We start from the raw sequence: 22635 nt of genomic DNA, 5'->3' as shown, positions 1-22635 counted from the left end.
CGCAGAGGCAGCCTTCCTGCGGTGCAGACAGTAGATCAGGGGTCGGTCGAGGTGGAGAACGCGAACGTTATCTAGGTTCGTTAAGCCCTCGGTTGCTGGGTGAGCAACGCCGAGCTGTAGGGGCCATTGCCGGTGCACCTTGCGCGCGGGTAAGGCTGGACGGGGGTGGTCTTGTGGTTGCAGAACTGTCGTACCGGCCTCGTAAGGTCTGGCTATGGCAAGTATCGGTTTGACGCCGGGCGATATCAGGACTCGTGAGCAGGTCAAACAGGCGTTCGGCGGTGGTATCCAGGGCGGGATCATCCCCGTCTGACACGACACCGAATGTGTTTATCTACTCCGATCCTGCTGAAGCAGCTCGGTACGGCTACCACTGGGATGGCCCAGCCACAGACGAGAACGATGAGCCGGTCTTCCTCTACACCGGCACCGGTAACTACGGTGATCAACTCATCACCGGGCTTAACGGCTCCGTCTTGCGCCATCGCGAACAGGGTCGGAGCCTGCACCTATTCGTCTTCCACAGCGATCCCGGCAAGGGCGGCAAGCTGCATACCTACATCGGTGAGTTCGAAGTCGACCCTGATCTGCCGTACGTGCGCGAGGACGGCGTGGACCGCAACCAGGAGATGCGGTCTGCGGTCGTGTTCCGTCTTCGCGCGGTGGGAGCGGCCCTCACCGACTCAACGGGGCAGGTTGAACACGCGGCCGACGTCTCCGCGGGCGCCAGTGCGCTGGTGCCGGTCGAGAAGGTAGAAGCCGCATCGTTCGAACGTGATCCGACCCAAGGTGGCACCGCCGAACGCCGGGAAGCGGAATTGTCCGAGCGCTACCGCACGCATCTCGCCAGCCTTGGCCATGTCGTCAAGCGTGGCCGGCTTCGACCGCCCGGTACGTTGCGACCTCTGCTCACGGACCTGTTTGACGTCACTGCCGGTGAGCTATACGAAGCGAAGGGGACCGCTACCCGCAACGCCGTCCGGCTCGCGATTGGGCAGTTGTACGACTACCAACGCCACCTCCCGTCCAAGACGGCAAGCCTTGCGGTGCTTCTACCGGAACGCCCCGCCGACGACCTCGTCGACCTGCTGCACGCGTGCAAGATCGCCTGTGTATATGAGAACGGCAAAGGCGTCTTCGTTCGCGAGTGAATATGGTGACGACGGCATCGTCGCCAGTACAGCCATCCCAAGCGACTCAGCGGGGGAGACGAGCTAGGTATCGGCGGTGCGGTTACGCAGTGCCAGAACTGCTCGGAAGGCCCGCGGCACGGACCCATGCTGGTGGTCCACGCGCGAGTTCGCCCGTTCGGTCATTTGTCCTTGCAGCCGCTGTGTCTGCCCACCGGGTTCCGCCTACAGGCGTGACGATTCTTCCCACAGGTCTACGACGGGGGACACATGTCGAACAGTCAACAACGCTGCGGCCGGCGAACAGCCCTGGTGATGGCCGCCGCGGCCGTCCTCGCAGCGGCCAACGTAACGCCGGTCACGCCGGCCGCGGCGGCTACGCCGCCATCGCAGTGGGCGCAGGCCGGATACGGGCCCGGCCACACCTACTACAACCCGCAGGAATCGGTGATCAACACCAGCACGATCAAGAAGCTGAAGCTTCGGTGGTCTGTCACCGCGGAGGATGGTGAGCCGGGGTGCAGTGCAAGCCCGGGTTCAACCCGAGTGGTCGATGGACGAATGTTCATGATCAGCGGAGCCGGGGTGGCGGCGTTTGACGTCAAGACCGGTGCCCGTCTGTGGAGTAACACCTCCTTCAGCTATATCAGCGCGGAGCTTGTCGTTGTCGGCGGTCTTCTTCTGGTGACCGACACGAACTGTTACTCCAACAGCAACTACGACGGGTACGTCACTGCCCTGGACGTGCGGACCGGGACGCAGCGCTGGCGCCACAGCGGAAGCTGGATGGTCGACACGGTCGTCGCTGATGCCGGCGTGGTGATTACCTCGGGATACTGCGGCACCTGTGACGGCTTTGAACACGGTGTCATCGGTATCCGCGCTTCCGACGGCGTGCAGGTGTGGAGCTATGACAACACGGTTCTCGCTGGGCCGGTTTCCGCGAGCGGCCGTGTCTTGCTGAGGCCGACTGACTGGCGGTCTGACTTCGTCGCGTCCGCCAAGACGGGCGCGTTGCTGTATACCCTCGGGTCGGGTTGGACGCCGAGCGCTGCCAGTCCCGCAGGAGATCGGTGGTATCTGACCAGCTCGCTTGGCCTGAGCGCGCTCGACGCGAAGAACGGCAAGGTGCTCTGGACGGTCAAGAGAGAGACGGGTGACCTGGCCGCCGACGCGAACCGGGTCTACGTGGCTTCAGCCGGGCGGGTCAACGCATACCAGGCCAAGACCGGGAAGTTGGCCTGGACACGCGCTGTCGTCGACCCCGAGGGTCTTGTTCGTGCCGGCGGTCTGCTGTACGTCACATCCGATAACGGCAGTCTCTCGATCCTGTCGCCGTCCAGCGGCAAGACCGCTGCCTCCGGCATCCCATACGGACCCGTCTACGGCGTGATAGTCGCCGGCGGCAGGCTCTACACAAGGGCTGCGTCCACCGTCGCGGCCTTCACCCCGTAGTGACGCAGAGCCTGTCCGAGGCCGACTGGCGCAGCGGGACGTCATGGCCATGGTCACCCGGCGCAGCTTCTCCCGGCCCTTCGCCGTGCGGGTGCTCCCTTGATCCGCTGGTCGTTTCCCATGCCGTCGCAGGTCAGCGGCGTCCGCCCTCCTGCCAGAGGGCGGCACGCTGGAGGGAACGAGGTGAGCACTCTGCGGCGGCAGGAACGGTCGCGGCTCGAAGGCGACGGGATCATTAAGCGGGCGGTAGGCCCTCGACGGCATCGTCGCCGTATCGTGCGTATGGCTAGAAGCCTAGAGTCCGAAGTGCTGACAGCCTCGCCCGCGCTGATTGGATTCTTCAGTGCGGTCCAGGTGCCAACTACCGGCACAGCAAGCTCCCACGGCAACGACCGTGCGGTGGCCCGGCTCGCCCGAACCGAGCCGGGGCCTTCCTCTGGCTGGTCTTACGTGGTTTCAGCTGGCGTCGGTGTGGGTCATGAGCGCCATTGCTGGTGTGGTCGCAGGATTGTTGAGTGAGTGGGGTAGCGGTCCTAGTGACGGCATTGTTGACGGTGAGGCATCGGCCGCTGTTGGCTATGCGGAGTTGGGTTGGGCCTGCCCCGTTTTGACGGACATCCAAGATCAGGAGACCTGGGGTCTCCGGGAGGATGTCCAGCATTATGGAGAGCGTGGGAAAGAAGCGATCGAGGCCGCGGCGGGCGTTCACGCCCGAGTTCAAGGCCGAGATCGTCGAGTTGTGTCAGCGCGGCAATCGCACCGTCGGGCAAGTGGCCAGGGATTTCGACCTGACCGAGACTGCGGTGCGGGCTTGGGTCAAGCAGGCCGAGCTGGATGCCGGGACCCGCTCGGACGGGCTGGCATCGGATGAGCGGGTGGAACTGGCCCGGCTGCGGGCGGAGAACCGGCGGCTGCAGCAGGACGTCGACATCCTCAAACGGGCCACGGCTTTCTTCGCGAGGGAGACCCGGTGAACGTGTACCCGTTCATCGAGGCGGAGCAGGCCGGAAAGCACAACGTCAAGCGCGCGTGCGAGCTGTTGAAGGTCTCCCGGTCCGCCTACTACCAGCACGCCCGCGGCGAGCAGAGCACCCGGGACCGCATCGACGCGCAGCTGCCCGAGCAGATCATTGCGGTGCACGCCGCGTCGAACGGCACGTACGGTGCCCCGCGCATCCATGCCGAGCTCGCCGACGCCGGGCTGCGGCACGGCCGCAAACGCATCGCCCGGCGGATGCGCGAGATGTGGGGTTCGCCGGTGGCGTAGGCGAAGATCCCGGCCAGCAGGCCGGCGATCAGGCCTGCGAGCAGGCCGCGCAGCAGGCCGGGGTCTCAAAACCGACCTGGTCGACGCCGCCCTGAGCGACGCCCTCGCCCGGCGGCGTCCCGCCGACGGTCTCACTTTTCATTCCGACCGCGGGCAGCACATCAGCGCCCAGCACGCCCGCCTCGCCCAGCGGCACGGCGTACGCCTGAGCGTGGGCCGGCGCGGACAGTGCTGGGACAACGCGGTCGCTGAGTCGTTCTTCTCCACCCTGAAACCGAACTCATCCACCGGCAGGCATGGCCCACCCGCAAGGCCGCCCACCAGGCAACATTCGAGTACATCGAGGGCTGGTACAACACCCGCCGCCGGCACTCCAGCCTCGGCTACAACAGTCCAGCCGCCTACGAAGCCGGCACCAGACTCGCTCCACTGCCTGCCCTCAAGGTAGCGTGAAGATCAACTCATCGAGCCTGTCCGTCGAAACGGGTCAAGCCCAGGTGACAAGCGGGGGACCAAGACGTGCGACGGGTTGGCTGATGAGCTTCACGGTTGAGGCGCGATACCGACGAGGGCACGCACAGGCGCCTGCGTTGCTGCGCTCTCCGGACGACGTCGATGCGATGATCGACGCTCTCCTGGCGGGACCCGAGGATGAGAATCTCGCTCAACTTCATTCCTTGGAGCGCGACACCCTTCTCTCCGGTTCCCCTGATCATGAATTGCTGGTGGGCGTCGACCGGACTTTGCAGGTCGGCATTCTGACGTTCATGGACGCTGGGGGCAACTGGGTGACGGTAGGTTCGCCGGGCAGCCGCGACGACGTCGACTATTTCATCCTCGGTCATTGGACTGACCTTCCCGGACGGTCTGAGGTCCCCCTGGAACTCGTGCGGCGGGCGGTGAAGGAGTTCTGCGTTGTCCGTGGTCAGCGACCGGCCTGTGTGCGATGGGATGGGCAGCAGTAGTACTCCTGCGGCGGGCTGAGTAGTCGGGCGGTGGCGTAGTCGACGGCTCACCGGAGGCCACGTCACCGGGATTGGGGACCTGACGAAAGGTAGCCTCGTGGCTGCCCGGTCGGTGGTGAACTCGGATGCTCAGGTTCTCGCGACCCGCCGGCCGGGCGTTCCGCAGCGATGTCAACCCGAACAGCGACGCCGCCACGCCCGTCCTCGATGCGCCCACCTGTATCGGGTGTCGCCCGACGGGTAGCACCGCGGTCAGTCCCCGGGCCGGACTGCCCCGACGCTCGGGGCGGCGCCGGTCAGTGGTATTTCGCGCGGGCGGCGCACTGCTGCAACACGTAGGCTTGGAGGCTCCGGCCGCTGTCTCGGAGCTGGTAGCTGCGGTAGTTGATGGTGTCTCGGCCGCGCCTACGCTGGTCAGGCAGCAGGGCCGCCACAACATCCTGCACCGCGTGAAGGAGTTCGAGCGCGTTGCCTCGATCGGTCGCAGGAAGCTGCAGCGTGGCGCGGTGCGTGGCGCGGTAGCGTTCCTGTACCGCTAGGAGTCCGTCGCGCAGGTCCGCTGGTACCTCTTTGTCGTGGAACGCCTCGATGCTCGCTCTAATCTCCGGCTCTTCGATGACACCCGAGTCCGTGGCTACAAGCTGGGCCAGGAATCCGTCGATCGCCCGCAGTTTATCCGCGGTCGGCGTGGCCAGTACCTGCTGGATGAAGGGATCGTCCAACGCCGGGTGACCGACCCCGTGCTCTGGGACGAGGTCCTCCGGAACCCTCTTCAGCACAGCGCCGGTGAGTTCGCGTTGCGGCAGGTCGGCCGGCAGCCGGACTCCGGTTACCCGCTCCGCCAGCACCAGCCCGGCGACGTATGACTCGAAGATCTCGCCGCCGAACGGCAAATCGGCCATCTCCGCGTCCAGGAGATGCGGGTCGGCACCATACGGCGACTGCGGGTCCAGCATGTCGAAGCCGACGACGGTACGGCCACCGGTCGCATAGCTAAACGCGTTGGTTGCGTTGACGTTCCAGTACACGCTCACCGCCGCGCCGCCGACCGCGGCACGGCGCAGTACCTCGGGCCGGCTGCCTTGGTAGCCGTTGGGCTCGATGCCCAGACACCAGCCGTCCAGGTCAGCGACCAGCAGCGCTGCCGGCACCTTGCTGTAGTGGAAACCGGCCAGTGTCTCGAACAACTCCGCCTGCGGCATCGTCGCTGAAGGGTCCCCGCCGAACGCCGTGATCAGTGCGGCTTCATCGAGACCCTTGGCGTAGGTGAAGCACAACGCTTCCGAGTCCCACCCCTGCGCCGACAACAGCCGCTCGTAGTGCTCCAGCACACAGTCACCGTATCCGAGACACCGACATGACCAGCGGTTTTCCTACATCAACACAGGAGCAAGCCCGAAGGGCAAACATCGCGGGCACAATAAACGTCCAGCGCACAGGCCACTCGAATCGCGGCCTGTGAGTGCGCTGGACGATCATGGAATGACAGATGAAACGGCTGGCTCCGTTGGTTGGTGGACGTGACACCATCTGGGTAGTGCAAGACAGCAAATGGGCCCGCACATGGGCAGGCTGGCCGATCTTTCAGGTCGTTGGGAGCTGATTGAGGATGGAACCATCAGTGTGGCCTGCAGTGATCACCGGATCCGCCGCCCTGTTCGGTGTCAGCCTAGGCGCGCTTGTCACCGCTCAGGTCCAGAAAAGACAGTGGGCGCTAGGACGGCAAGTTGATGCGTGCGCCGCCATCGTGGTCGAGTCCACCCGTCTCCAGCTCGCGATACGTAGGCACTGGAAGCATCAAGTGGACGTCGATTGGGGTGCATGGAATGACGCGCTCGCGGAGATCAGCCTAGTGGCGGATGGTGCCGTAGTTGACGCAGCTGGCGAGGTCGACGCAGTGTTCTGGCAACAGACCGAGCGAATCGAACGCGGCCAAGTGATCGAGGAGGCCGACTGGTTCGCGGTGACCGCAGTCATGGAAGAGGTGCGTTTGGACTTCGTCAACTCAGCGAAGAGACACGTCATCGGCTCGACAAGGCGCCTCGCTCAGCTGCCTGTCCGCCGTCCGGCCGGATATATGCCCGGCACCGTCCAGGGACCGGCCTCCCTCGACCCACCGGTCGACCCCTGATCACGCTTCTCAGGCTGATAGGCGAGCCCAGATGCCCTCAGTGCTGGCGTGGGGTTCACTGCCTCCACTTGCTGTAAGCGCCGCAGGGACGGCGGCAGATCAGTGCCTCGAGCGCCCCCTACCTAGTTGGATACGACCTCCGTTTTCGAGACACGACTTTCTTCAATCTCCCAAACGGGAACGACCCGCATTGTGCTGCCAACTATCTCACGGTTGACGAAAGAAACCATCCCCCTTCGGTCCATTTCTCACCTGCGGCGACGTCCTTCACGGAGGTGGGAAAGGCAGCCATACACCACCGTGCGTCACTATCCACGATGAACGCCAGCACGCCCAAGAGCGGCAGATCAGCACGTTGGCCCACCTTCAGCAATCGTCCATGAAATAGCTGCGGCCGTGGGCCGATGTGCAGGGCACATGGGGCAGGGCACGGTATGATGAGGGCGGTGAGCAGTCCAAGTCCATACTTCACGGTCGAAGAGCCGACGTTCGTGGCGCGGTTCCTTCTCGACCCAGAGTCCGATACCGAAGAATCGGTGGCGAACGTCGACGCATTCGTCGACCTGCCCGACGGCTCCTGCTGGGCACTGACCATCTTGACAGTCGAGGAGGTCCGACGACTCCTATCGGTGTGGCGGGATGCCGGCGAAGTCGCGAATGGCAGCTACTTCTGGGGTGTCGACGACGTTATCGTGCCAGAGTCCGGCATCGCGGTGATGACCGCAGCGATCCGCGAGCTTGTCCGCAGCGGCGACATCACGCGCGCTGGTATCAGGTGTGAAAGCTGTCCCTGACCCACCGTGTCCGTCAACGCGCATTATCGGCGGCAGATCCGTGCACTCGCCGCCCCCTTCGGTGTTAGCGCTGCGAAAGTCGACCCAGGGCAGGGTGTCGCGCCTGCCGATACCCATGGCGTTACCGAGCGCGATGAGATCATGATCGACATGCTCACGCTTAAGGTGAACGACGCGGCCGCCCAGGTACTCGGGATGATTGGTGCTCTGCGATACACGGCCGCACCGGGCGATCTGACGACGGGCCTTCAAGAGCGCATAGACTGCGGCCTCCGACGCCGGGGCTCGGTCCTCACCTGGGCTGACTCGGTCGGAGTGGCCGAAGGCGCGCCGTCGATCTTCAACGATCTGACAGCCTGGGAATGCGCCGACACCTCGTTCCACATCGAAGACTTTGTTCAGGTAGACGTTGCCATCGTCGATGACGCTCCGGTGATTTCGGACGGTGACCAGCGGACCTTGCTGTTGCACGGCTTCGCCTTCGCACTCCAGTTCAGCCGACTGGTCTACGCGCTCAGCGCCCCCAGCCCAGTGCGCTGCATCGTCGCTGCCAACGACACGAACGCAACGTTCCGTTTCCACCAGATCAGGCAGGGCGAGTCCTGGAACAGGCCTGACCTGGACGCCTACCGGGAGGACAAGATGATCGTCCTGGACATCGAGCCCGCCACCGCGTGAGAGGGCGGTCCGTGAGGTTATGCCCGTTTCTCGGTGAGGGTGAATAGGCCGGGTTGGCTTTCGGTCAGGATTTGCCGGTTGACCAGGCGTTTCAGCTTGGCGCGGATGCCTTCGGTGTCTTTGGGTTCGGTGCCGATGCCCAGCGCGAGGCAGACGTCTTTCGCGCGCAGGGCGCCGCGGTCGGGGCTGAATACGGCGAGGATCTGCTGGTAGGGCTCGCTGATGACGGCCGGCTCGGATGCGCTCACCTCGTCTTCGAGGATCTTGGTCAGGGTCTGGCGGGTGGTCGCCAGGTCGGCCAGTTCGGCGTCGATTGCGGCGACCTCGGCGGCGAGCTTGGCCTGCTGTTGGCGCAGGTCGTCGCGTGCGGTGGACGCGGCAGCTTCGCGGGCGGCGATCAGGTCGAGAATGGTCGTGGTGTTCATGCCGGGTCCCGCCAGGACGGTGTATTGGTGCCGGTCAGCCTGCGGATGAGGTTGGCCGCCGAGGCCCACAGGGTGCGTGACGCCGACGACTGCGGGCGGCTCTCGTACTCGCGGACCAGGCGGCGGTGCAGCATCAACGTGCCGTTGACCTGCTCGACCACCCACCGCTTCGCGATCGGCACGAACCCCGGCTTGGTGTCGCTGCGCTTGACGACCTCGACGTCGACGCCGAGCACCGCACCGTGGATGCCCAGGTCGTGCTTGAACCCGGCGTCCACCCAGGCCCGGGTGACGGTCGGGGTGTGCTCGACGACCTTGTCCAGCAGGCGCACGCCGATCGCGGTGTCGGTGACCGACGCCGCGGTCACCACCACCGCGATGATCAACCCGAGCGCGTCCACGGCCAGCCCGCGTTTACGGCCTGGCACCTTCTTCCCGGCGTCCTTGCCGGTCGTCACGGCCGGAACATGGTTCGCGGCCCGGATCGACTGAGTGTCCATGATGATCGCGGACGGATCTTCGCGCCGACCCGCCTTCTCCCGCGCCTGGCAGCGCAGCAGATCATGGATCGCCTGGTCGGTGCCGTCGTCACGCCACAACGCGAAGTAGTAGTACGTCGCGGACTTCGGCGGCAGGTCATGCGGCAGATACGCCCACTGACAACCGGTCCGGTTCTGATAGAAGATCGAGTTCAGAATCTCCCGCAACGAGTAGCGGCCCGTGTGTCCCGACACCGACGGATGCTTCGCTTTCCAGGCGCCCAAAAACGGGCCCACCACCGCCCACTGCTCATCGGTGAGGTCACTGGGATACGCCTTCCGCTCGCCCATGACCAGCTCAACCCGTCCGCCTGCCAGCCGGACATCGCCGCTACTTAAAGGTTACGACATCGAGCGATGACGAACTACGGAAAGCTCACAAACCGCCCTCTCAGTCGCCTTGTTGTCGCTCGGCTCAATACCGGCGATGTCGAAGGGCTCGTTGCCCTCTACGAATCGGATGCGGTGTTGGTTCTACCCGATGGTGGGGTCGCGAACGGATCGGAGGAGATTCGCGGAACCTACTTCCAACGTTGCTGGAGGGGTGGCCATCTTTCGAACCAGGTAGCCATCGTCCGACCCTGCGTGCCGGCAGGCTGGCTCTCACGTCGACTTGAGCGGGGGTCGCGACGATAGTGTTCATGAGAGCTACTCTCGATAGTCGATCTAGGGCGGCGCAGGCGACCGAGGGCGGTCGATCATGCTGGGCTGCGGTCTCGGCGCCCAGGCCGGGCTGAATCGCGGAGAATGGCGGCAACGATCCGGAGGAATGGTGATGCGGCGGTTCGAGGGCAAGGTCGCGCTGGTCACGGCGGCGGCTCAGGGCATCGGGCAGGCCGTCGTCCGGCGGATCGCCGCCGAGGGCGGCGCGGTGGTCGTCACGGATCTGCAGCAGGACGCGGTGGCAGCGCTGGCCGACGAACTCGGCACTGAGCACGCGCTCGGGGTCAAGGTCGATGTCACCTCACGCGCCGACATCGACGCCGCGATCGCCGCGGCGGTCGGGCGGTTCGGCCGGCTCGACCTGGTGGTGAACAACGCGGGCGGCTGCATCGTCACCTCGATGCCGGAGGACACCTCGGCCGAAGACTGGCACCGTCAGCTCGACTTCACCCTGCTCAGCGCCGCCCGTTGCATCCAGGCGTCCATTCCGCACCTGGTGGCGACCCGCGGCAACGTCGTCACGATCAGCTCGGTCAACGGTATCTCCGCCTTCGGCAACGTGGAGTACGCCGCGGCGAAGGCCGGCCAGATCGCGATGTCGCAGAACTACGCCGCCCGGTACGGTCCGCTCGGTGTGCGCTTCAACGTCGTCGCCCCCGGCACCGTCCGGACATCGAACTGGGACTCCCAGCCGGGCACGCTGGAGAAGCTCAAGTCGATGTACCCGCTCGGCCGCGTCGGCGAGCCGGAAGACATTGCCGCGGCGGTCGCCTTCCTCGGTTCCGACGACGCTGCGTGGATTACTGGCCATACCCTGCCCGTCGAGGGTGGCGTGCTGACCGGCCCCAACCCGACCGGCCTGAGGCCGCCTGACGCCCTCCATCTCCGGAGTGGAGACGAGCGCTCCGTCTGACGGCAGGCAGCGGCCGACCGTGCGCGACAGCGGCGGCCAGCCTCGACATCCCCATGCCATACGGGACAGGGTCAGTGCGCCCGCCAGCTGGGTCATATGCCGGTAAGCCCCGCGCGAGGACCCGCAGCGCGTATGTCGGGCCGATGTAGCGCTCGTCAGCCGGGTCCATGCCGTGCCAGTCCTTGGCCGGGTGGCTGATCAGGTCGAGCATCGGCAGGTGGCTGTCCAGCAAGGCGTCCGCCGGCACCACGCTCAAGAGGCAGTCGTTTGGGCTGCGAACGACCGCGATTTCATCCAGCGAAACCGGTAAACGCTGCTGACCGCACTCCCGCAATGATCGGGCAGAGCAAGCCAACGCGCATTGTCGGCGGCAGATCAGTGCGTCGCTACCTGCGGAAGACGGCCCTACCACGCCAGTCTTCTGGGTCTATGGCTGGCCAGAAAAGGGACTCGGCGGCGGAATGCCGTACTGCGGCCGCGTCGTTTCTCCGTACTCGAACTCTTCCTCTTCTTCCACCTGCAGGGGCTGAGTCCCCGCCAGGAGCTTGCACAGTTGCGGCGCGGCCTGGTCCCTCTCTGCGAGAAGGGTCTTCGGACGCGGAAGCGATAACGCATCCCACAATTCCAAGTGATGCATGTCGAAGGCAACCGCAAGCGCGTCACAGAAGCGCCGGGCAGCGGCAATGGCGGCACGATACGCCGCCCAGGCGAACAAGTAGCAACCAAGCGGGACTAGTAACCAATTCTGGTGAGACCAAAGCAGCCACGTGGTGACCGGGACACACAAAAGGCCCGTGATACATAGCCGAGCTGCCGAATCAAGCTGATTCCTGGTATCTCTGACCTCGCCCTGCGCATCGGGGGTGGCAATTTTGAACAGTCTGCGCCACGCGGTTGCCGTCTCATACCCATAACGAGAGCCAGCTCGGAGCTCGCCTGCCCGAAGAACATTACCAAGGGTAGTGGGGAGCACTAGCGCGTTATCTGCAGGCAGATCGGCAAGGTCATGGAGAACTCGCTCAACATTCGGGAAGCCCGCCAGCTCCATGCGCCAGCGCTTGTATCGGGCCGCACCCAGTCGATGCGCCTGGCCGGCGGTAGGAAAGCGGTCCCAGTAGCCCTCCAGAACTTGGATAAGCGGGTAGGACAACGGGTGTAGCACCACGGAAGCAACAACAATCCCCAGCGCCACGAGGATTCCACCCGTCCACGACAGTTCGGTTATCGAGTGAACTAGCGTCGACCATGACGGTGCCTGATCCGGTGCCCCCGCAGCTACCAGTCCGCCAACTAGCGCAACGAACAGGGTATTAGGGAGTACGTTGACAAAAATGAAGCGTGAGCTGATCTGGAAGGCGACGAAATCATTCATCGGGGAAGTCGAGCGCCGCGTCGAGGCCGTCCGTATCGAAGGGCTGGTCCAGGTTCTCGCCTTCGCGGCGGATCTTTCTCATCTGTGTCGGGGTATGCCGGCATTCCGCGGTGCCGCGGCACTTCAACGTGAGATGGATCGACCACCTTACCCCCTGGCAGTAAGGACAACGGAAGGGGACAGGGTCAGATTTGATGTCTGGCCTGTATGAGGTCCCGGGATCTTCGTCGAACTCCGCGAACAATCCGAAGCCGAACCACCGCCCGATGCCCGGCATGCTCGACCCCCTCAGTGTGCGTGCCATCCGAGATTAGACGCAGCACCGCCATGACCGGAACCGTTGATGCGGCATCCGTCAACATCCATCAGCGTGTTGACCGTTGACGATGCCTGCCAGGCCGTCAGGATGGTGACATGCCTGGAGGACCGCAGCCACCGCGACGCCCGATTTCGCCGTGGCCGGTCGGTGCCGGCGCCCTGGCTGTCTTTGTCATGTTGTCGATCATCCTGGACGGAAGCTTCACTGCGCTCCAAATCATGTTCATGGCGGCACTTCTCGTCGGCGTGGCCGTCACTTGGAGCCGGACGAAGCCTCGACCCGCCCCCAACAGGTCCTCGCCTCCTGGACGTACGTTCGACGGCTCGCCGGGGACTTCGGGCGCTGGGCCTGCCGAGGTCCCACTTCCGCCAGTTGTCAAAGCCGTCGACTTGGCGGTGTACCTCGATGTCGACGTGGCCGATGTCATCGCCGAAATCCAGGCCGGGCACATGCCCGGTAACCGTCTCGGAAGGCACTGGCTTATCCGCAGAGAAGCCCTGGTCGTATGGCTAGACGGTACCCACAGCGCGAACCGCCCCAGCTAGGGGTTGGGCCACACGGCGCCAACTGACGCGCCCGGACGGCGGCAGATCAGTACGCCGTCACACGTATCGACGGACGGTGAGCGCCATTCCGATGCATATTGCAGGGTTGATGCGTTCCTCGTAACCTCAGCGTCCACGTATCGATCCGTGGTTCAAAGTAATGCGATGTCCTCAGCGAGGGCGCGAAGCAAAGGCACCGAGGATGTAGCAGGACACCAAAGGCCTGGCCGGGTCAAACCACAAGGCCCAATGGTCAGGCAGGCCGCTCTTCCGTCATGGCGCCCGGGTCCAGCCGACAATCGTCGGCCAATGGTTCCAGAGGTTCTTGGCCTTCGGGACGTTGCTCATTTTCGACGGCGGCGAGTTCAGCGGCGATTTCTGGTGCCTCGGCGGCGCCGATCCGGGTGAAGATCTCCTTCGCACGGCTTAGCAAGTCGATGGCGTCGGCGCTTCGCCCGGCTGCGAGGACGCACCGTCCCAATCCTGCCAGGGCGTGCGCTTCATCCCATTCACTACCGATCTGCCGCGAGACATCCAACGACCGCCTATGCTTCTTCCCAGCACCCACTAGGTCACCGCACACCCGCAGCAATGCCCCGTATTCGTTGAGCACCTCTACCTCACCGCCGCGGTCACCGGAGGTGGTGTAGAGGTCTAGTGCTTGCTGCAACGCGTCGGTCGCCCCTCGGTAGTCACCCGTCATCCGCCGCACAGTTCCCAGATCGATAAGGGTGTTGGCTTGTCCGAGCCGGTTGCCGAGGCGGGTGTAGAGGTCTAGGCCTTGCTGCAACGCGTCGGTCGCGGCTGGGTAGTCGCCGGTCATCCGCCGCACGGTTCCCAGATCGCTCCAGGTGTTCGCCTCTCCAGTCCTGTTGCCAAGGGTGGTGTATAGGTCCAAGGCTTGCTGCAACGCGTCGGTCGCGCCTCGGTAGTCACCGGTCATCCGCCGCACACCCCCCAGAGCGTGGAGGGCGTTGGCCTGTCCGAGCCGGTTGCCGAGGGCGGTAGAGAGGTCCAGGGCTTGCTGCAACGCGCTGGTCGCGCCTGGGTAGTCGTCGGTGAGGCGCCGCACGCCGCCCAGAACGTGCAGGGTGTTGGCTTGTCCGAGCTGGTTGCCGAGGGGAGTGTAGAGGTCCAGGGCTTGCTGCAACGCGCTGGTCGCGCCTGGGTAGTTGTCGGTGAGGCGCCGCACGCGCCCCAGATCGCTGAGGGTGTTGGCTTGTCCGAGCTGGTTGCCGAGGGCGGTGTAGAGGTCCAGGGCTTGCTGCAACGCGCTGGTCGCGCCTGGGTAGTTGTCGGTGAGGCGCCGCACGCCGCCCAGAACGTGCAGGGTGTTGGCTTGTCCGAGCTGGTTGCCGAGGGCGGTGTAGAGGTCCAGGGCTTGCTGCAACGCGCTGGTCGCGCCTGGGTAGTTGTCGGTCATCCACTGGACGACCCCCAGCGAACGGAGGGCGTTGGCCTGCTCGAGCCGGTCGCCGACTTGCCCGGCGGTCTCGGCCGCGGTCGTGTGCAGATTGATTGCATCGATCCAGGGACCGTCGGTGCGCATGATCGGGGCGAGTGCTGCGGTGAATGCGATGATCCGGGCGTGTTGCTCAGTATCGGTGACATGGTGTAGGCAGGCGTGCAGGTTGGGGCGTTCGGCGCGGCTCCAGGTCAAGGCGCTCGGGTGCTTGTCGACCGGCGGGGCGGCGAACCGATTTTGGCCAGGTAGGTCTGGGCTGGGCCAGGGCTCGTGGGCTAGGACGGTCGCAGCTCGGGTAGCGGTGTGCTGGTAGTAATCCAACAGCCGGTGGAGAGCCTGTTCGCGTTCCGTCTCGGGGACTGCGGCAACCAGGTCGCGGGTGTAGGCGCGGACGAGGTCGTGCATGCCGTACCGGCGGCGTGCGGTTTCGGTTAGCAAGTTGTCGTGCCACAGCCCATCGAGGTGGCCGGTGGCGTCCTGGAGGCTGCTATCGGTCAGCGCCGCCGCGGCGTAGGGGTCGATGCTGGTTCCTGGGTGCAAGCCGAGCAGCGTGAGGAATCGGCGGCGCTGATCGGATAGATAGTCCACCGAGATGTCGAACGCGGCGGCGACGGTGTCCTGTTCGGGCGACAGATGCAGCAGTCGGGTTTCGGTCTCGGCGATCAGGTCGGCCATGGTCCAGCACCGGTGCTGGTTATAGACCCGGGCGAGGATCGTGATCGCCATCGGCAGATGCCCGCACGTTCTGACCAGTGTCGCGACAGCGTCCATGTCGTCGATCGGGCGTTCGGCCGAGCGGACGAACATGTCCTGCGCTTCCCGGGCGGACAGCTGATCCAGAGACAGCGATGCTGTGCGCCCGGGTAGATCACCGAGGTGGCGGCGGCTGGTGATCAGAGTCAGACAGGCCGGGTTGCCAGGCAGCAGCGGCCTGACCTGGCTGCTGCTGGCGGCGTTGTCGAGGATGAGCAACAGGCTTTTAGCAGCCGTCCGGTTGCGCCAAAGCGCAGCGCGCCCGTCCAGGTCCGCGGGAAGCTCACGAACGTTTAGGCCGTCAGCGAGAAGCAGCATGGCCAGCGCCCAGCTCGGGTCGGTGGGCCTGTGCCCCGGGGTGTGGGCATGCAGGTCGAGGAACAGTCGTCCGTCCGTGAACCGGTCGGTGAGTTGGTAGGCGGCGTGCACGGCCAGCGCGGTCTTGCCGGTACCCGGCATCCCGTCGATGGCATGGATGTCGATGATCCCACCGGTTTCCGCGGCCCGCAGCACGGCAGTGGTGATGCTGTCCAACTCGTTCTGTCGTCCGGTGAACGCCGCGGTGTCAAGGGGCAGGCTGAACGATACGGACTCGGAGGCCGGGCAGACGTTTAGGTCGCCGGCGATGTTGATCTGATCCCTGCCGGCCGTGTACGCGTTGTTCCCAGCGTGGACATCGATCCGTGGCCTGTCGCCGACCGACAGGTGTGACGGCAGGGCGGGCTGGTCGGCACCGTCTGCGCCCGGCGGGTCGGGAGCAGGCGCGGCGGTCACACCGGGCCGATGTTGGTCTGGCTACCACCGATGTTCGTCTGGTCACCCAACGCGGTGTAGGCGTTGTTCCCAGCAGCGATGTGAACCTGCTGACCGTGGTCGCCGAGGAGCGTCTGCACCCGCGCCTGTTCGGCGGGCTGCAGCGCAGGGGTCAGCACTTGATCGAGGACCTCGCGGAGCGCGACAGCCAGGTCGGGATCGGTACGCAGCAGCCGGCGTAGCCGGGATCGCCATTCACCGGTGAGCGCGTCCTCGATGTCCTGGTCGCCAGCAGCGCGGGCTTCGAGGACCTCCGCCCGCAACGTGTCGAGGTCACTACCGATGTCCTCGGCGGGCTGGCCGCCGCGGGTACGCCGCCATAGTCCGGTCACCGCGTCACGGATCTGAGCCCAGCTGTCAGTAGCGACCGCCTGCACCAGCGCCGTCCCGAACGCGACCACGACCTCATCCATACCAACTCCCGCCCCTCGGTTCCCGAACCTAAACGGGAAACGATGCACAGGGGCCGAGGTCACGTCACTGCGTCGCTGACATCGAGTACGGAAGGCAACGTTAGGGTTCAAGGTCATAATGCAATGCCGAGGATGTTGAAGGGTCTGGTCATGTTGCGGCTGGCCTATCGGGTCGCTTCGGGTGATGTCGTGGGATCCGGCTAGGCGTAGAGCGTTGATGGCCAGCTGCGTAGCGAGGCAAGAACGCGGGGTCTGAACCGGGCGCGGACCGCGGAATTCATGGGCACCTGCGCGTTCCAGTTCTGCGGGGCGTACGAGCACTGGTCGCGGGACTGGCGCGGACGGCTCCAGGAGTCGGCGGTGAGCTACGGGGTGAACCTGGGCTGGGCGGATCAGCAGACCGAGTGCGCGGTGAGGGACCTGGCCGGCGATGACCCGTGGCTCGGGCCTGCACTGCGTCGCTTCATCGCGGCAAATGAGGGCCTTATGGATCGTGGCCGCGATCCGGAAAGGCCCAGGTCGCCCCATCTGGCGGCTAACCCCATCGACCGTCACGCACTCGTCGATCCCCGGAAGGGAACATCGTCGATGATCCGACAGTGGCTGACCTGTGCCTCGTGCCACTATGGCGTCTCCTCACGTACCTAACCTTGTGAGCAATTGTGGACGATCTGCCGAACCGACTTGCCATGGCCGCCGTGATCGTCGCGCTGGGCTCGCTGCTCTTCGACGCCATGAGCTTCGCGAAGGGCTGGCCATTGGCCTTCCGTAGACTCTTCGCGACGGCGCTGATCGTCGCCGCTGCGACCGTCGGCTCCCTCTTCCTAACAAGTACGCCGGTGGTGGCTAACCGCCCGCCCCAAATACAATTCACGATAATCGCCGTCGCGGCGCTAGCTGGTGCGCTCGGCGTCTATCGACTGGTCCGGCCACTCCGCGCAGCCGTCGATCACGATCTGCGGCAGATCGCCCGAGCGGCCACGGCTCTGATCGAGGGTCGGCCGCTTGCCGCCCCGCTGGCCGGAGCCGGGGGTGTCCGGCGCAAAGACGCGTTCGTGGGCGTCGACGCGGTCTACAGAAGGCACGGCCGAGAGGAGACAGTGCGCGCTGTGCGCGCCCTAGTACGGCACTCGCGCCGAGGAACTGACCCGGTCGTGCTGCTGCAGGGCCCGGCGGGCGGCGGCAAGACCACCATCATGCGGCATGTGGTGAGAATCGCCCTGCCGAGTGGCCGGCGGCTTCGCCGCGGGGCGCCGATTCCAGTCTACGTCGACCTGAGGCGTATGCTTTCGGACGCTGGCACGGTCGAGGCAAACACGATCCGCGAGTACGTGGCCGATATCCTTGGCCATGGCGACGCTCGGTTCCGCGAGTTGGTGCTGCAATACCTTACTGAACGTCATGTCGAGGTTCGCTGGGTCTTCCTCTTCGATTCGTTCGATGAGCTGCCCGCATTGCTCGCATCGAGCGACGCGCGCAGGGTTGCCAGGGCGCACCTGGACGCCATCCGGCTGTTCGTCGACAACACGCCCGAGTCGCGGACCGTCATTGCCAGCCGCGACTTTCGCGAGACTGACGTCGGCGCGCTATGGCCGTCGCTCACGGTTCGCCCGTTAAGCCTGCGCCGACAGAGCAGGTTCGTTCACGTCATGATCACCGACAGGCTGGCTCGCCGGGTCCTGCGTCGGCGGCTCGCCGTGGACGCGGGCCTGCGTACGCTCTGCGAAAACCCGCTGATGCTGCGCCTGCTATGCAATTACGTGCGGGACACCGGTTCCACCGAGTTACCCGAGTCGGTATTCGACGTCTTCGACCGGTCCATCCGCGCCCGTATCCGGGAGACGGTGGGTGACCATGAAGACGGTCAGGCGACCGTCGACCGAACCTTGTCCACCGCTCGGGAGCTCGCCTTCTGCCTTACTGCGGGCAGCGGCACCGATCGGACCTCGTGGGACGACATCCGGCGTGCCATGGCCCTACGGGATTTTCCGGCCGGGGAAACGCTCGACGCGACCGCGCTGGTGCTGAAGCTGGCAGGGCTGGGCGCCACACATGGTGCGCGGGGCGATTTCCTATTCGCGCATCGGCTCATCCAGGACTTCCTTACTGCCGGCCTAGCCATGGCCCGGCCCGGCCTGGTCGACCCGGACAACATCCTGACCGAGCCCGGATGGGAGAACATCGTGCCGTTCATGTTGCGGCACGGAGACGACGAGCTTCGCGCTGCGCTGCTCCGCAGCGCGGAGTCCACGCTAGAGAAGGCTGCGGCAACGGCGGCCGGCGTACCCGTCGAGAGCGATCTGAACAAGCCAGCCGACGAGATCAGGCGGCTGGCTTCGTTCGCTTGGCCGCAACCGACCGTGCCGCTGGTCCGCATGATCGCGGCGGGCCGGCCGACACCCGTGCCAGAGCGATTGCAGCACGTGATCGACCGTCTGGTGGTGGGGGCATTGGTCGGAGGAGCGCCCTACGATCGATCCGTCGCCCTGGACTGCCTCCCGCTGGCCTCTAGTGCCCTTGCTCGGTGGGCAGTAGGCCGGACGATGCATCAGGAAACCGTGGCGACGCTGCGGTCTAAGGCGCTCGACAAGACTGTCGCATTGCGCCTGTTGCCGGTGGAGGACGACGACATCGAACGGCCGATGTTGCTGCTGCAGGCGTGGCGGGGCAAGCGGTCCTGGAGTACGCGGGACGACGGATCCGAGGACTCGCTCGGTGGGCAGTTGGCGATTCTGACGGCTATTACGGCAGTCTCGGCAGCGGTGGTTGCCGGCACGGCGGTCGTCCAAAGGATCGCATTTCCGGCCGCTGTCCCGGTGACAAGGGCGTTGTGGTGCACCGCAGTGGCGACCATCCTCTGGCATTTCGGCTGCCGCGGTTTGGGGCCGCGCTATCCGGCGGTCGTGGCGGCGTGGGTGGTATGCGCGATCGGGGTTCTCGGCCTGCTTTACGGAACGTTTGCCATCGGCGCGGCATTCATCGTGACGGTCTACGATATCCAGAGGTTTTTCTCGTCAACTACGGCCCACAGTCAATTATGGCCCTAGCTGCTGCCTGGCCGCTGCTCGCCCTGCTGGCCGTCGCGGGCGGCGCGTGTCGCGCCTCGCAGATTTTGACGTTGCATAGGCCACTGGCGATGCTGGCGCAACGGCAGATGGGTCGTTTCGTATTCGACTCCACCCGGACGGTCTCTTCCGTCGTTATGGTCATGTTTCTCGCCGCAGTGCTCACCGCCTTAATCGACACACCTGCGAGCTTCCGTTACCTGCCGACGGCATACCAGGATATAGGGCATGCCGCACTTATCGTCCTTCTGTTCGTCTCGATGACCGTGGCCATCTTCTTTCTAGCGTATTTTGATCTATATGCCGACATGCGTTGGCGGCGCTCCTGGCGACGCGAGGTCCCGGCTATTCCCGGCAGCGCCGACCTGCTGTCTTGGATCTCGGCCCAACGCACTCAGTACGGCCTCAGAAGGCTTTTCAAGGAATTGGAGGTGATCTCCCGACACGACCACCGGTTCCTATCGCGCCTAGAAAGCGTCCTAGCCGACCTTGACCGCGCCGTAGAACACCTTGCGAGCACGCGATTCTCGTCGGCCACCTGGACCGCACACCCGTCGGTGTGGGAGAAAGCGTTCCCCTTCACCGAAGCCGCGTTCCTGGCATGGCTGCGCCTGCCAGACACCACACAGCGCAAACTCCGATGGCTTACCGCGCTTGATCGGCAGGTGCTGGTAACGTTAGCCGAGCGGGCGCGTACCCCGATCACATAGCTAGCCGTTGGTAGTGACTAAATTCGCAGGCAGGGAACCAAATTGCCTGGTCGTAGTACGGAATCTCGCGAATGACTGATCAAGCATCGAGGGTCCCTATTGGCGTCCCTCAGATCCGCATGATGCTGCAACGTTACTGGCGTTCGAGTCACTCTTCTCGGCTACTTATCAGGACGTCGCGCAGGCCTCGGGTGCTCACTCGTGACGGTCGATAAGCGATCGACGCGTAGGGACATGTCACCCCTTCTCGGGTTAGCGGCCCGCCGACGATGTCGCCACCGAGTGGAATCGCTCGCGGCCCGCCTCGGGGTGTACGAGCCCGTCCCCTTGTTGCAGGGCCTCTCTGGGTCGTGGCGGCTGCCCTAGTCACTCGTCAAGCACGACGTAGCCGTCCCACTTCTCTTGGTCCCAGTCGTAGATCGTTGTGCCGGTTGGGAAGTCGTGGACGCCTTTTCCGGGCATGGAGGCGCTGACGAGTTTGTCGGTGTGGCTCACGTGGATCATCGGGTTGTCGATGCCCTTGGCCAGTGTGTCGAAGATGACCGCAGCGGCTTCGGCTTCGATGTCGCGGCCCGGGCTCCGGTGGCCGCGGGGTCCGTGGGCTTGCCACAGGCGGATCTCGACGGTGTAGAGGTCGAGCGCTTGAAACTCGCCCCCCGGCCGGTAGGGACGTTCGGACTCGTGTGTAAGGACCGGCCCGCCGAACTGTCCGGATCCATCCGGAACAAGAGTGCCTGTGTCCACCAGGAGTTGGCTATGGTCGGCTCCTTGCTGGAATTGACCTCCGAGTAGCTCAGCGGCCAGTCGAGCCACCTCGGCGTGCGGGCGCTCAGTCCGAAGGAATACCTGCTCACGCACTGACATTCAATCGCCCCTGTGTCTATGTACAGGATCAAGGTTCCGTCTTCCTGGACCACAGTCATGCGCCACTACGGCTGGACGCCCGAACCGAGGCGTGGACAGGCTACAGCGGGACAATTCGCGCCGTTGTCGGTGCGTCGAGTGTGTCTGCGTGCCGATCTCGCAGTGCCGGGGCGTCGGCGGTCATGAGGTGGCATCGGGGTACGGGGCGCCATTGGTGCGGGCCGGGCGGAGGAGTCTGCCGGTGGGGGGTTGAGGGGAGTCGAGTAGTCCTGCCGCGCCGACGGCGCGGATCCGTTGCACGGTACGCACGCTGGTGGCCAGGTCGTCGGCGAGTTGTTTGTTGGTGGCGTCGGGGCGTTCGCTGATCTTGACCCGAAGGCGCCGCCAGCGTTGGTAGGCGGCGGGGTTGGTGGGCATCATCCGCGTGAGTTCGGCCGGCACGTCGGTGAGGTGGTCGCGCTCATCTCGATCGCTGTCCTCGCTGCATTCGTCAGCGTTGTTGTGGTGGTGGGCGTCATCGTGTGTGTGATGAGGCTGGGCGGCGGGGGCGGCTGGCGGCGTGGCCGGGCTGGGAGGCTGGATCTCGGCATTAATGAGTAGGGCCCAGCCGTGGGCGTCGATCATGTCGATGAGTTGCTGTGCGACGTGGTCGATCGGGGTGGTGGTTGCGGCGATGGCGGCGAGGATCGGATCGTGGCTGTGTCGGGCACGGATTTTGGCTTCGATGTGGGTGGCGAGCGCCGCTCGCCGTGCCTCGGCGGCGAGTTGGGTGCGGGCGGCGGTCAGCGATTCAACGAGTCCGTGTCCGTTGTCGATGGCCAATGTGCGGGCGCGCCAGGTGATCGCTGGTTCGCGTTTCCATTGCCACAGCCCGTAGGCCGGGGCGGTGTGGCGCAGCATGCCGCAGCCTCGCAGCGCGTCGCGGCGGCGGGCGGCGGAGTGCAGCAGCCAGACGCTGTAGGCGAAGATTCCCAGGCCGCCGAAGACGGTGGCGAGATACGGGGAGCTGGCGTGACCGGCGATGTTGATGCCGACGGCGAGGGCCACCGACGCGGTGGACAGCAGGCGCCATCCGTAGGCGGTCTCGCCGAGGCGGCGGCGGGTGTCGGCGAAGGCGGCGGTTACGGCGCCGCCGAGGTCGATGACGATGGCGAATGGCATGACCAGCAGCGCGCGGGCCCAGAGCGGGAGGGCGTCGGGCCACGGCGGTATTTGGACGCCGACCCAGATTTGCCCGATCGAAGAGCCTAGCGCTGCGATGACGTAGAACGTCCAGGCCGCCCGCTCAACACCAACCCGCGTGGGTGGTGCGGCGGTGCCCGGCGGCGGGCCGGCGGCCGATGTGCGCAGCATGTC

General features: G+C 65.2%; 21 protein-coding genes. 12 read left to right on the top strand and 9 right to left on the bottom strand.

Annotation, left to right across the window (positions count from 1 at the left end; all coding sequences use genetic code 11):
• The first annotated feature begins 326 nt into the window (after nt 1-326).
• The 4 genes from LDL48_RS26170 (at nt 327) to LDL48_RS26155 (ending at nt 3852) form a co-directional block, all read left to right on the top strand.
• Nucleotides 327-1151 carry an SRA domain-containing endonuclease gene (locus LDL48_RS26170; protein WP_225257875.1) on the top strand — a complete coding sequence of 275 codons (825 nt, stop codon included), beginning with the start codon at nt 327-329 and terminating at the stop codon, nt 1149-1151.
• Between the two features lie 249 nt (nt 1152-1400).
• Nucleotides 1401-2585 carry a PQQ-binding-like beta-propeller repeat protein gene (locus LDL48_RS26165; RefSeq protein ID WP_225257874.1) on the top strand — a complete coding sequence of 395 codons (1185 nt, stop codon included), beginning with the start codon at nt 1401-1403 and terminating at the stop codon, nt 2583-2585.
• 671 nt (nt 2586-3256) lie between these two features.
• Nucleotides 3257-3559, top strand: a complete 303-nt coding sequence (locus tag LDL48_RS26160) for a transposase (protein ID WP_225257873.1) — start codon at nt 3257-3259, stop codon at nt 3557-3559.
• Nucleotides 3556-3852: an IS3 family transposase gene (locus LDL48_RS26155; protein WP_225257872.1), complete on the top strand. Its 297-nt coding sequence runs from the start codon at nt 3556-3558 to the stop codon at nt 3850-3852. Before LDL48_RS26160 ends, LDL48_RS26155 begins: the two co-directional genes overlap by 4 nt.
• Nucleotides 3853-3880: 28 nt before the next feature.
• Here LDL48_RS26155 and LDL48_RS26150 read toward each other — a convergent pair whose 3' ends face one another.
• Nucleotides 3881-4048: a hypothetical protein gene (locus tag LDL48_RS26150; protein WP_225257871.1), complete on the bottom strand. Its 168-nt coding sequence runs from the start codon at nt 4046-4048 to the stop codon at nt 3881-3883.
• Between the two features lie 86 nt (nt 4049-4134).
• On the opposite strand from LDL48_RS26150, the gene LDL48_RS45140 reads away from it, so the two are divergent.
• Together LDL48_RS45140 and LDL48_RS26140 are read left to right on the top strand one after the other, a co-directional pair.
• Nucleotides 4135-4305 (top strand): IS3 family transposase, encoded by a 171-nt coding sequence (locus LDL48_RS45140; protein WP_225257966.1) that lies wholly within the window; start codon nt 4135-4137, stop codon nt 4303-4305.
• An 83-nt stretch (nt 4306-4388) separates the two neighbouring features.
• The gene (locus LDL48_RS26140; protein WP_225257870.1) at nt 4389-4817 is read left to right on the top strand and encodes an Imm1 family immunity protein; all 429 of its coding nucleotides are present in this window, start codon (nt 4389-4391) and stop codon (nt 4815-4817) included.
• A gap of 296 nt (nt 4818-5113) precedes the next feature.
• Here the strand turns inward: LDL48_RS26140 and LDL48_RS26135 are convergent, their stop codons facing one another.
• Entirely contained in the window at nt 5114-6148 is a 1035-nt protein-coding gene (locus LDL48_RS26135) for a DUF6461 domain-containing protein (RefSeq protein ID WP_225257869.1), read from the bottom strand.
• Between the two features lie 302 nt (nt 6149-6450).
• On the opposite strand from LDL48_RS26135, the gene LDL48_RS26130 reads away from it, so the two are divergent.
• The 3 genes from LDL48_RS26130 to LDL48_RS26120 all read left to right on the top strand — a co-directional run bounded on the left by LDL48_RS26130 (nt 6451) and on the right by LDL48_RS26120 (nt 8420).
• Nucleotides 6451-6948, top strand: a complete 498-nt coding sequence (locus LDL48_RS26130) for a hypothetical protein (protein ID WP_225257868.1) — start codon at nt 6451-6453, stop codon at nt 6946-6948.
• Nucleotides 6949-7394: 446 nt separating this feature from the next.
• On the top strand, nt 7395-7742 hold the full coding sequence (locus LDL48_RS26125; RefSeq protein WP_225257867.1) for a hypothetical protein: 348 nt from the start codon (nt 7395-7397) through the stop codon (nt 7740-7742).
• Between the two features lie 6 nt (nt 7743-7748).
• Complete coding sequence (locus LDL48_RS26120; protein WP_225257866.1) at nt 7749-8420, top strand: PM0498 family protein; 672 nt, start codon at nt 7749-7751, stop codon at nt 8418-8420.
• Between the two features lie 17 nt (nt 8421-8437).
• On the opposite strand, the gene LDL48_RS26115 is transcribed toward LDL48_RS26120, so the two are convergent.
• Together LDL48_RS26115 and LDL48_RS26110 are read right to left on the bottom strand one after the other, a co-directional pair.
• Entirely contained in the window at nt 8438-8845 is a 408-nt protein-coding gene (locus tag LDL48_RS26115; protein ID WP_225257865.1) for a hypothetical protein, read from the bottom strand.
• Nucleotides 8842-9675 (bottom strand): IS5 family transposase, encoded by an 834-nt coding sequence (locus LDL48_RS26110; protein ID WP_225257864.1) that lies wholly within the window; start codon nt 9673-9675, stop codon nt 8842-8844. Before LDL48_RS26110 ends, LDL48_RS26115 begins: the two co-directional genes overlap by 4 nt.
• 484 nt (nt 9676-10159) lie before the next feature.
• On the opposite strand from LDL48_RS26110, the gene LDL48_RS26105 reads away from it, so the two are divergent.
• A complete protein-coding gene (locus LDL48_RS26105) occupies nt 10160-10960 on the top strand; it encodes an SDR family NAD(P)-dependent oxidoreductase (RefSeq protein ID WP_225257863.1) in 801 nt (266 codons plus the stop codon).
• A gap of 427 nt (nt 10961-11387) precedes the next feature.
• On the opposite strand, the gene LDL48_RS26100 is transcribed toward LDL48_RS26105, so the two are convergent.
• From LDL48_RS26100 to LDL48_RS26090, 3 genes are all read right to left on the bottom strand, one after another.
• A complete protein-coding gene (locus LDL48_RS26100; RefSeq protein WP_225257862.1) occupies nt 11388-12332 on the bottom strand; it encodes a hypothetical protein in 945 nt (314 codons plus the stop codon).
• 1117 nt (nt 12333-13449) lie between these two features.
• Nucleotides 13450-16188 (bottom strand): ATP-binding protein, encoded by a 2739-nt coding sequence (locus LDL48_RS44655; protein WP_225257861.1) that lies wholly within the window; start codon nt 16186-16188, stop codon nt 13450-13452.
• Entirely contained in the window at nt 16185-16640 is a 456-nt protein-coding gene (locus tag LDL48_RS26090; protein ID WP_225257860.1) for a hypothetical protein, read from the bottom strand. The genes LDL48_RS44655 and LDL48_RS26090 overlap by 4 nt, the downstream gene beginning before the upstream one ends.
• A gap of 662 nt (nt 16641-17302) precedes the next feature.
• Here LDL48_RS26090 and LDL48_RS26085 point away from each other — a divergent pair.
• On the top strand, nt 17303-19687 hold the full coding sequence (locus LDL48_RS26085; protein ID WP_225257859.1) for an NACHT domain-containing protein: 2385 nt from the start codon (nt 17303-17305) through the stop codon (nt 19685-19687).
• On the top strand, nt 19678-20415 hold the full coding sequence (locus LDL48_RS26080; protein WP_225257858.1) for a hypothetical protein: 738 nt from the start codon (nt 19678-19680) through the stop codon (nt 20413-20415). Before LDL48_RS26085 ends, LDL48_RS26080 begins: the two co-directional genes overlap by 10 nt.
• Before the next feature lie 366 nt (nt 20416-20781).
• Here the strand turns inward: LDL48_RS26080 and LDL48_RS26075 are convergent, their stop codons facing one another.
• Nucleotides 20782-21159, bottom strand: coding sequence for a hypothetical protein (locus tag LDL48_RS26075; RefSeq protein WP_225257857.1), 378 nt, complete (start codon nt 21157-21159; stop codon nt 20782-20784).
• A 300-nt stretch (nt 21160-21459) separates the two neighbouring features.
• The gene (locus tag LDL48_RS26070; protein WP_225257856.1) at nt 21460-22632 is read right to left on the bottom strand and encodes a hypothetical protein; all 1173 of its coding nucleotides are present in this window, start codon (nt 22630-22632) and stop codon (nt 21460-21462) included.
• Between the last annotated feature and the right edge of the window lie 3 nt (nt 22633-22635).

The sequence above is a fragment of the Jidongwangia harbinensis genome, from assembly GCF_020216025.1.
GTDB lineage: Bacteria > Actinomycetota > Actinomycetes > Mycobacteriales > Micromonosporaceae > Actinoplanes > Actinoplanes harbinensis.
The sequence above is the reverse complement of the archived record's forward strand: the minus strand, read 5'-3'. Positions and strand labels throughout refer to the sequence as shown.

Bases quoted from the DNA above. Each gene is read 5' to 3' on its own strand.
- LDL48_RS26140 (WP_225257870.1), top strand. From the start codon at position 4,389: ATGAGCTTCACGGTTGAGGCGCGATACCGACGAGGGCACGCACAGGCG.
- LDL48_RS26100 (WP_225257862.1), bottom strand. From the start codon at position 12,332: ATGAATGATTTCGTCGCCTTCCAGATCAGCTCACGCTTCATTTTTGTC.
- LDL48_RS26105 (WP_225257863.1), top strand. From the start codon at position 10,160: ATGCGGCGGTTCGAGGGCAAGGTCGCGCTGGTCACGGCGGCGGCTCAG.
- LDL48_RS26090 (WP_225257860.1), bottom strand. From the start codon at position 16,640: ATGGATGAGGTCGTGGTCGCGTTCGGGACGGCGCTGGTGCAGGCGGTC.
- LDL48_RS26115 (WP_225257865.1), bottom strand. From the start codon at position 8,845: ATGAACACCACGACCATTCTCGACCTGATCGCCGCCCGCGAAGCTGCC.
- LDL48_RS26110 (WP_225257864.1), bottom strand. From the start codon at position 9,675: ATGGGCGAGCGGAAGGCGTATCCCAGTGACCTCACCGATGAGCAGTGG.
- LDL48_RS26070 (WP_225257856.1), bottom strand. From the start codon at position 22,632: ATGCTGCGCACATCGGCCGCCGGCCCGCCGCCGGGCACCGCCGCACCA.
- LDL48_RS26165 (WP_225257874.1), top strand. From the start codon at position 1,401: ATGTCGAACAGTCAACAACGCTGCGGCCGGCGAACAGCCCTGGTGATG.
- LDL48_RS26080 (WP_225257858.1), top strand. From the start codon at position 19,678: ATGGCCCTAGCTGCTGCCTGGCCGCTGCTCGCCCTGCTGGCCGTCGCG.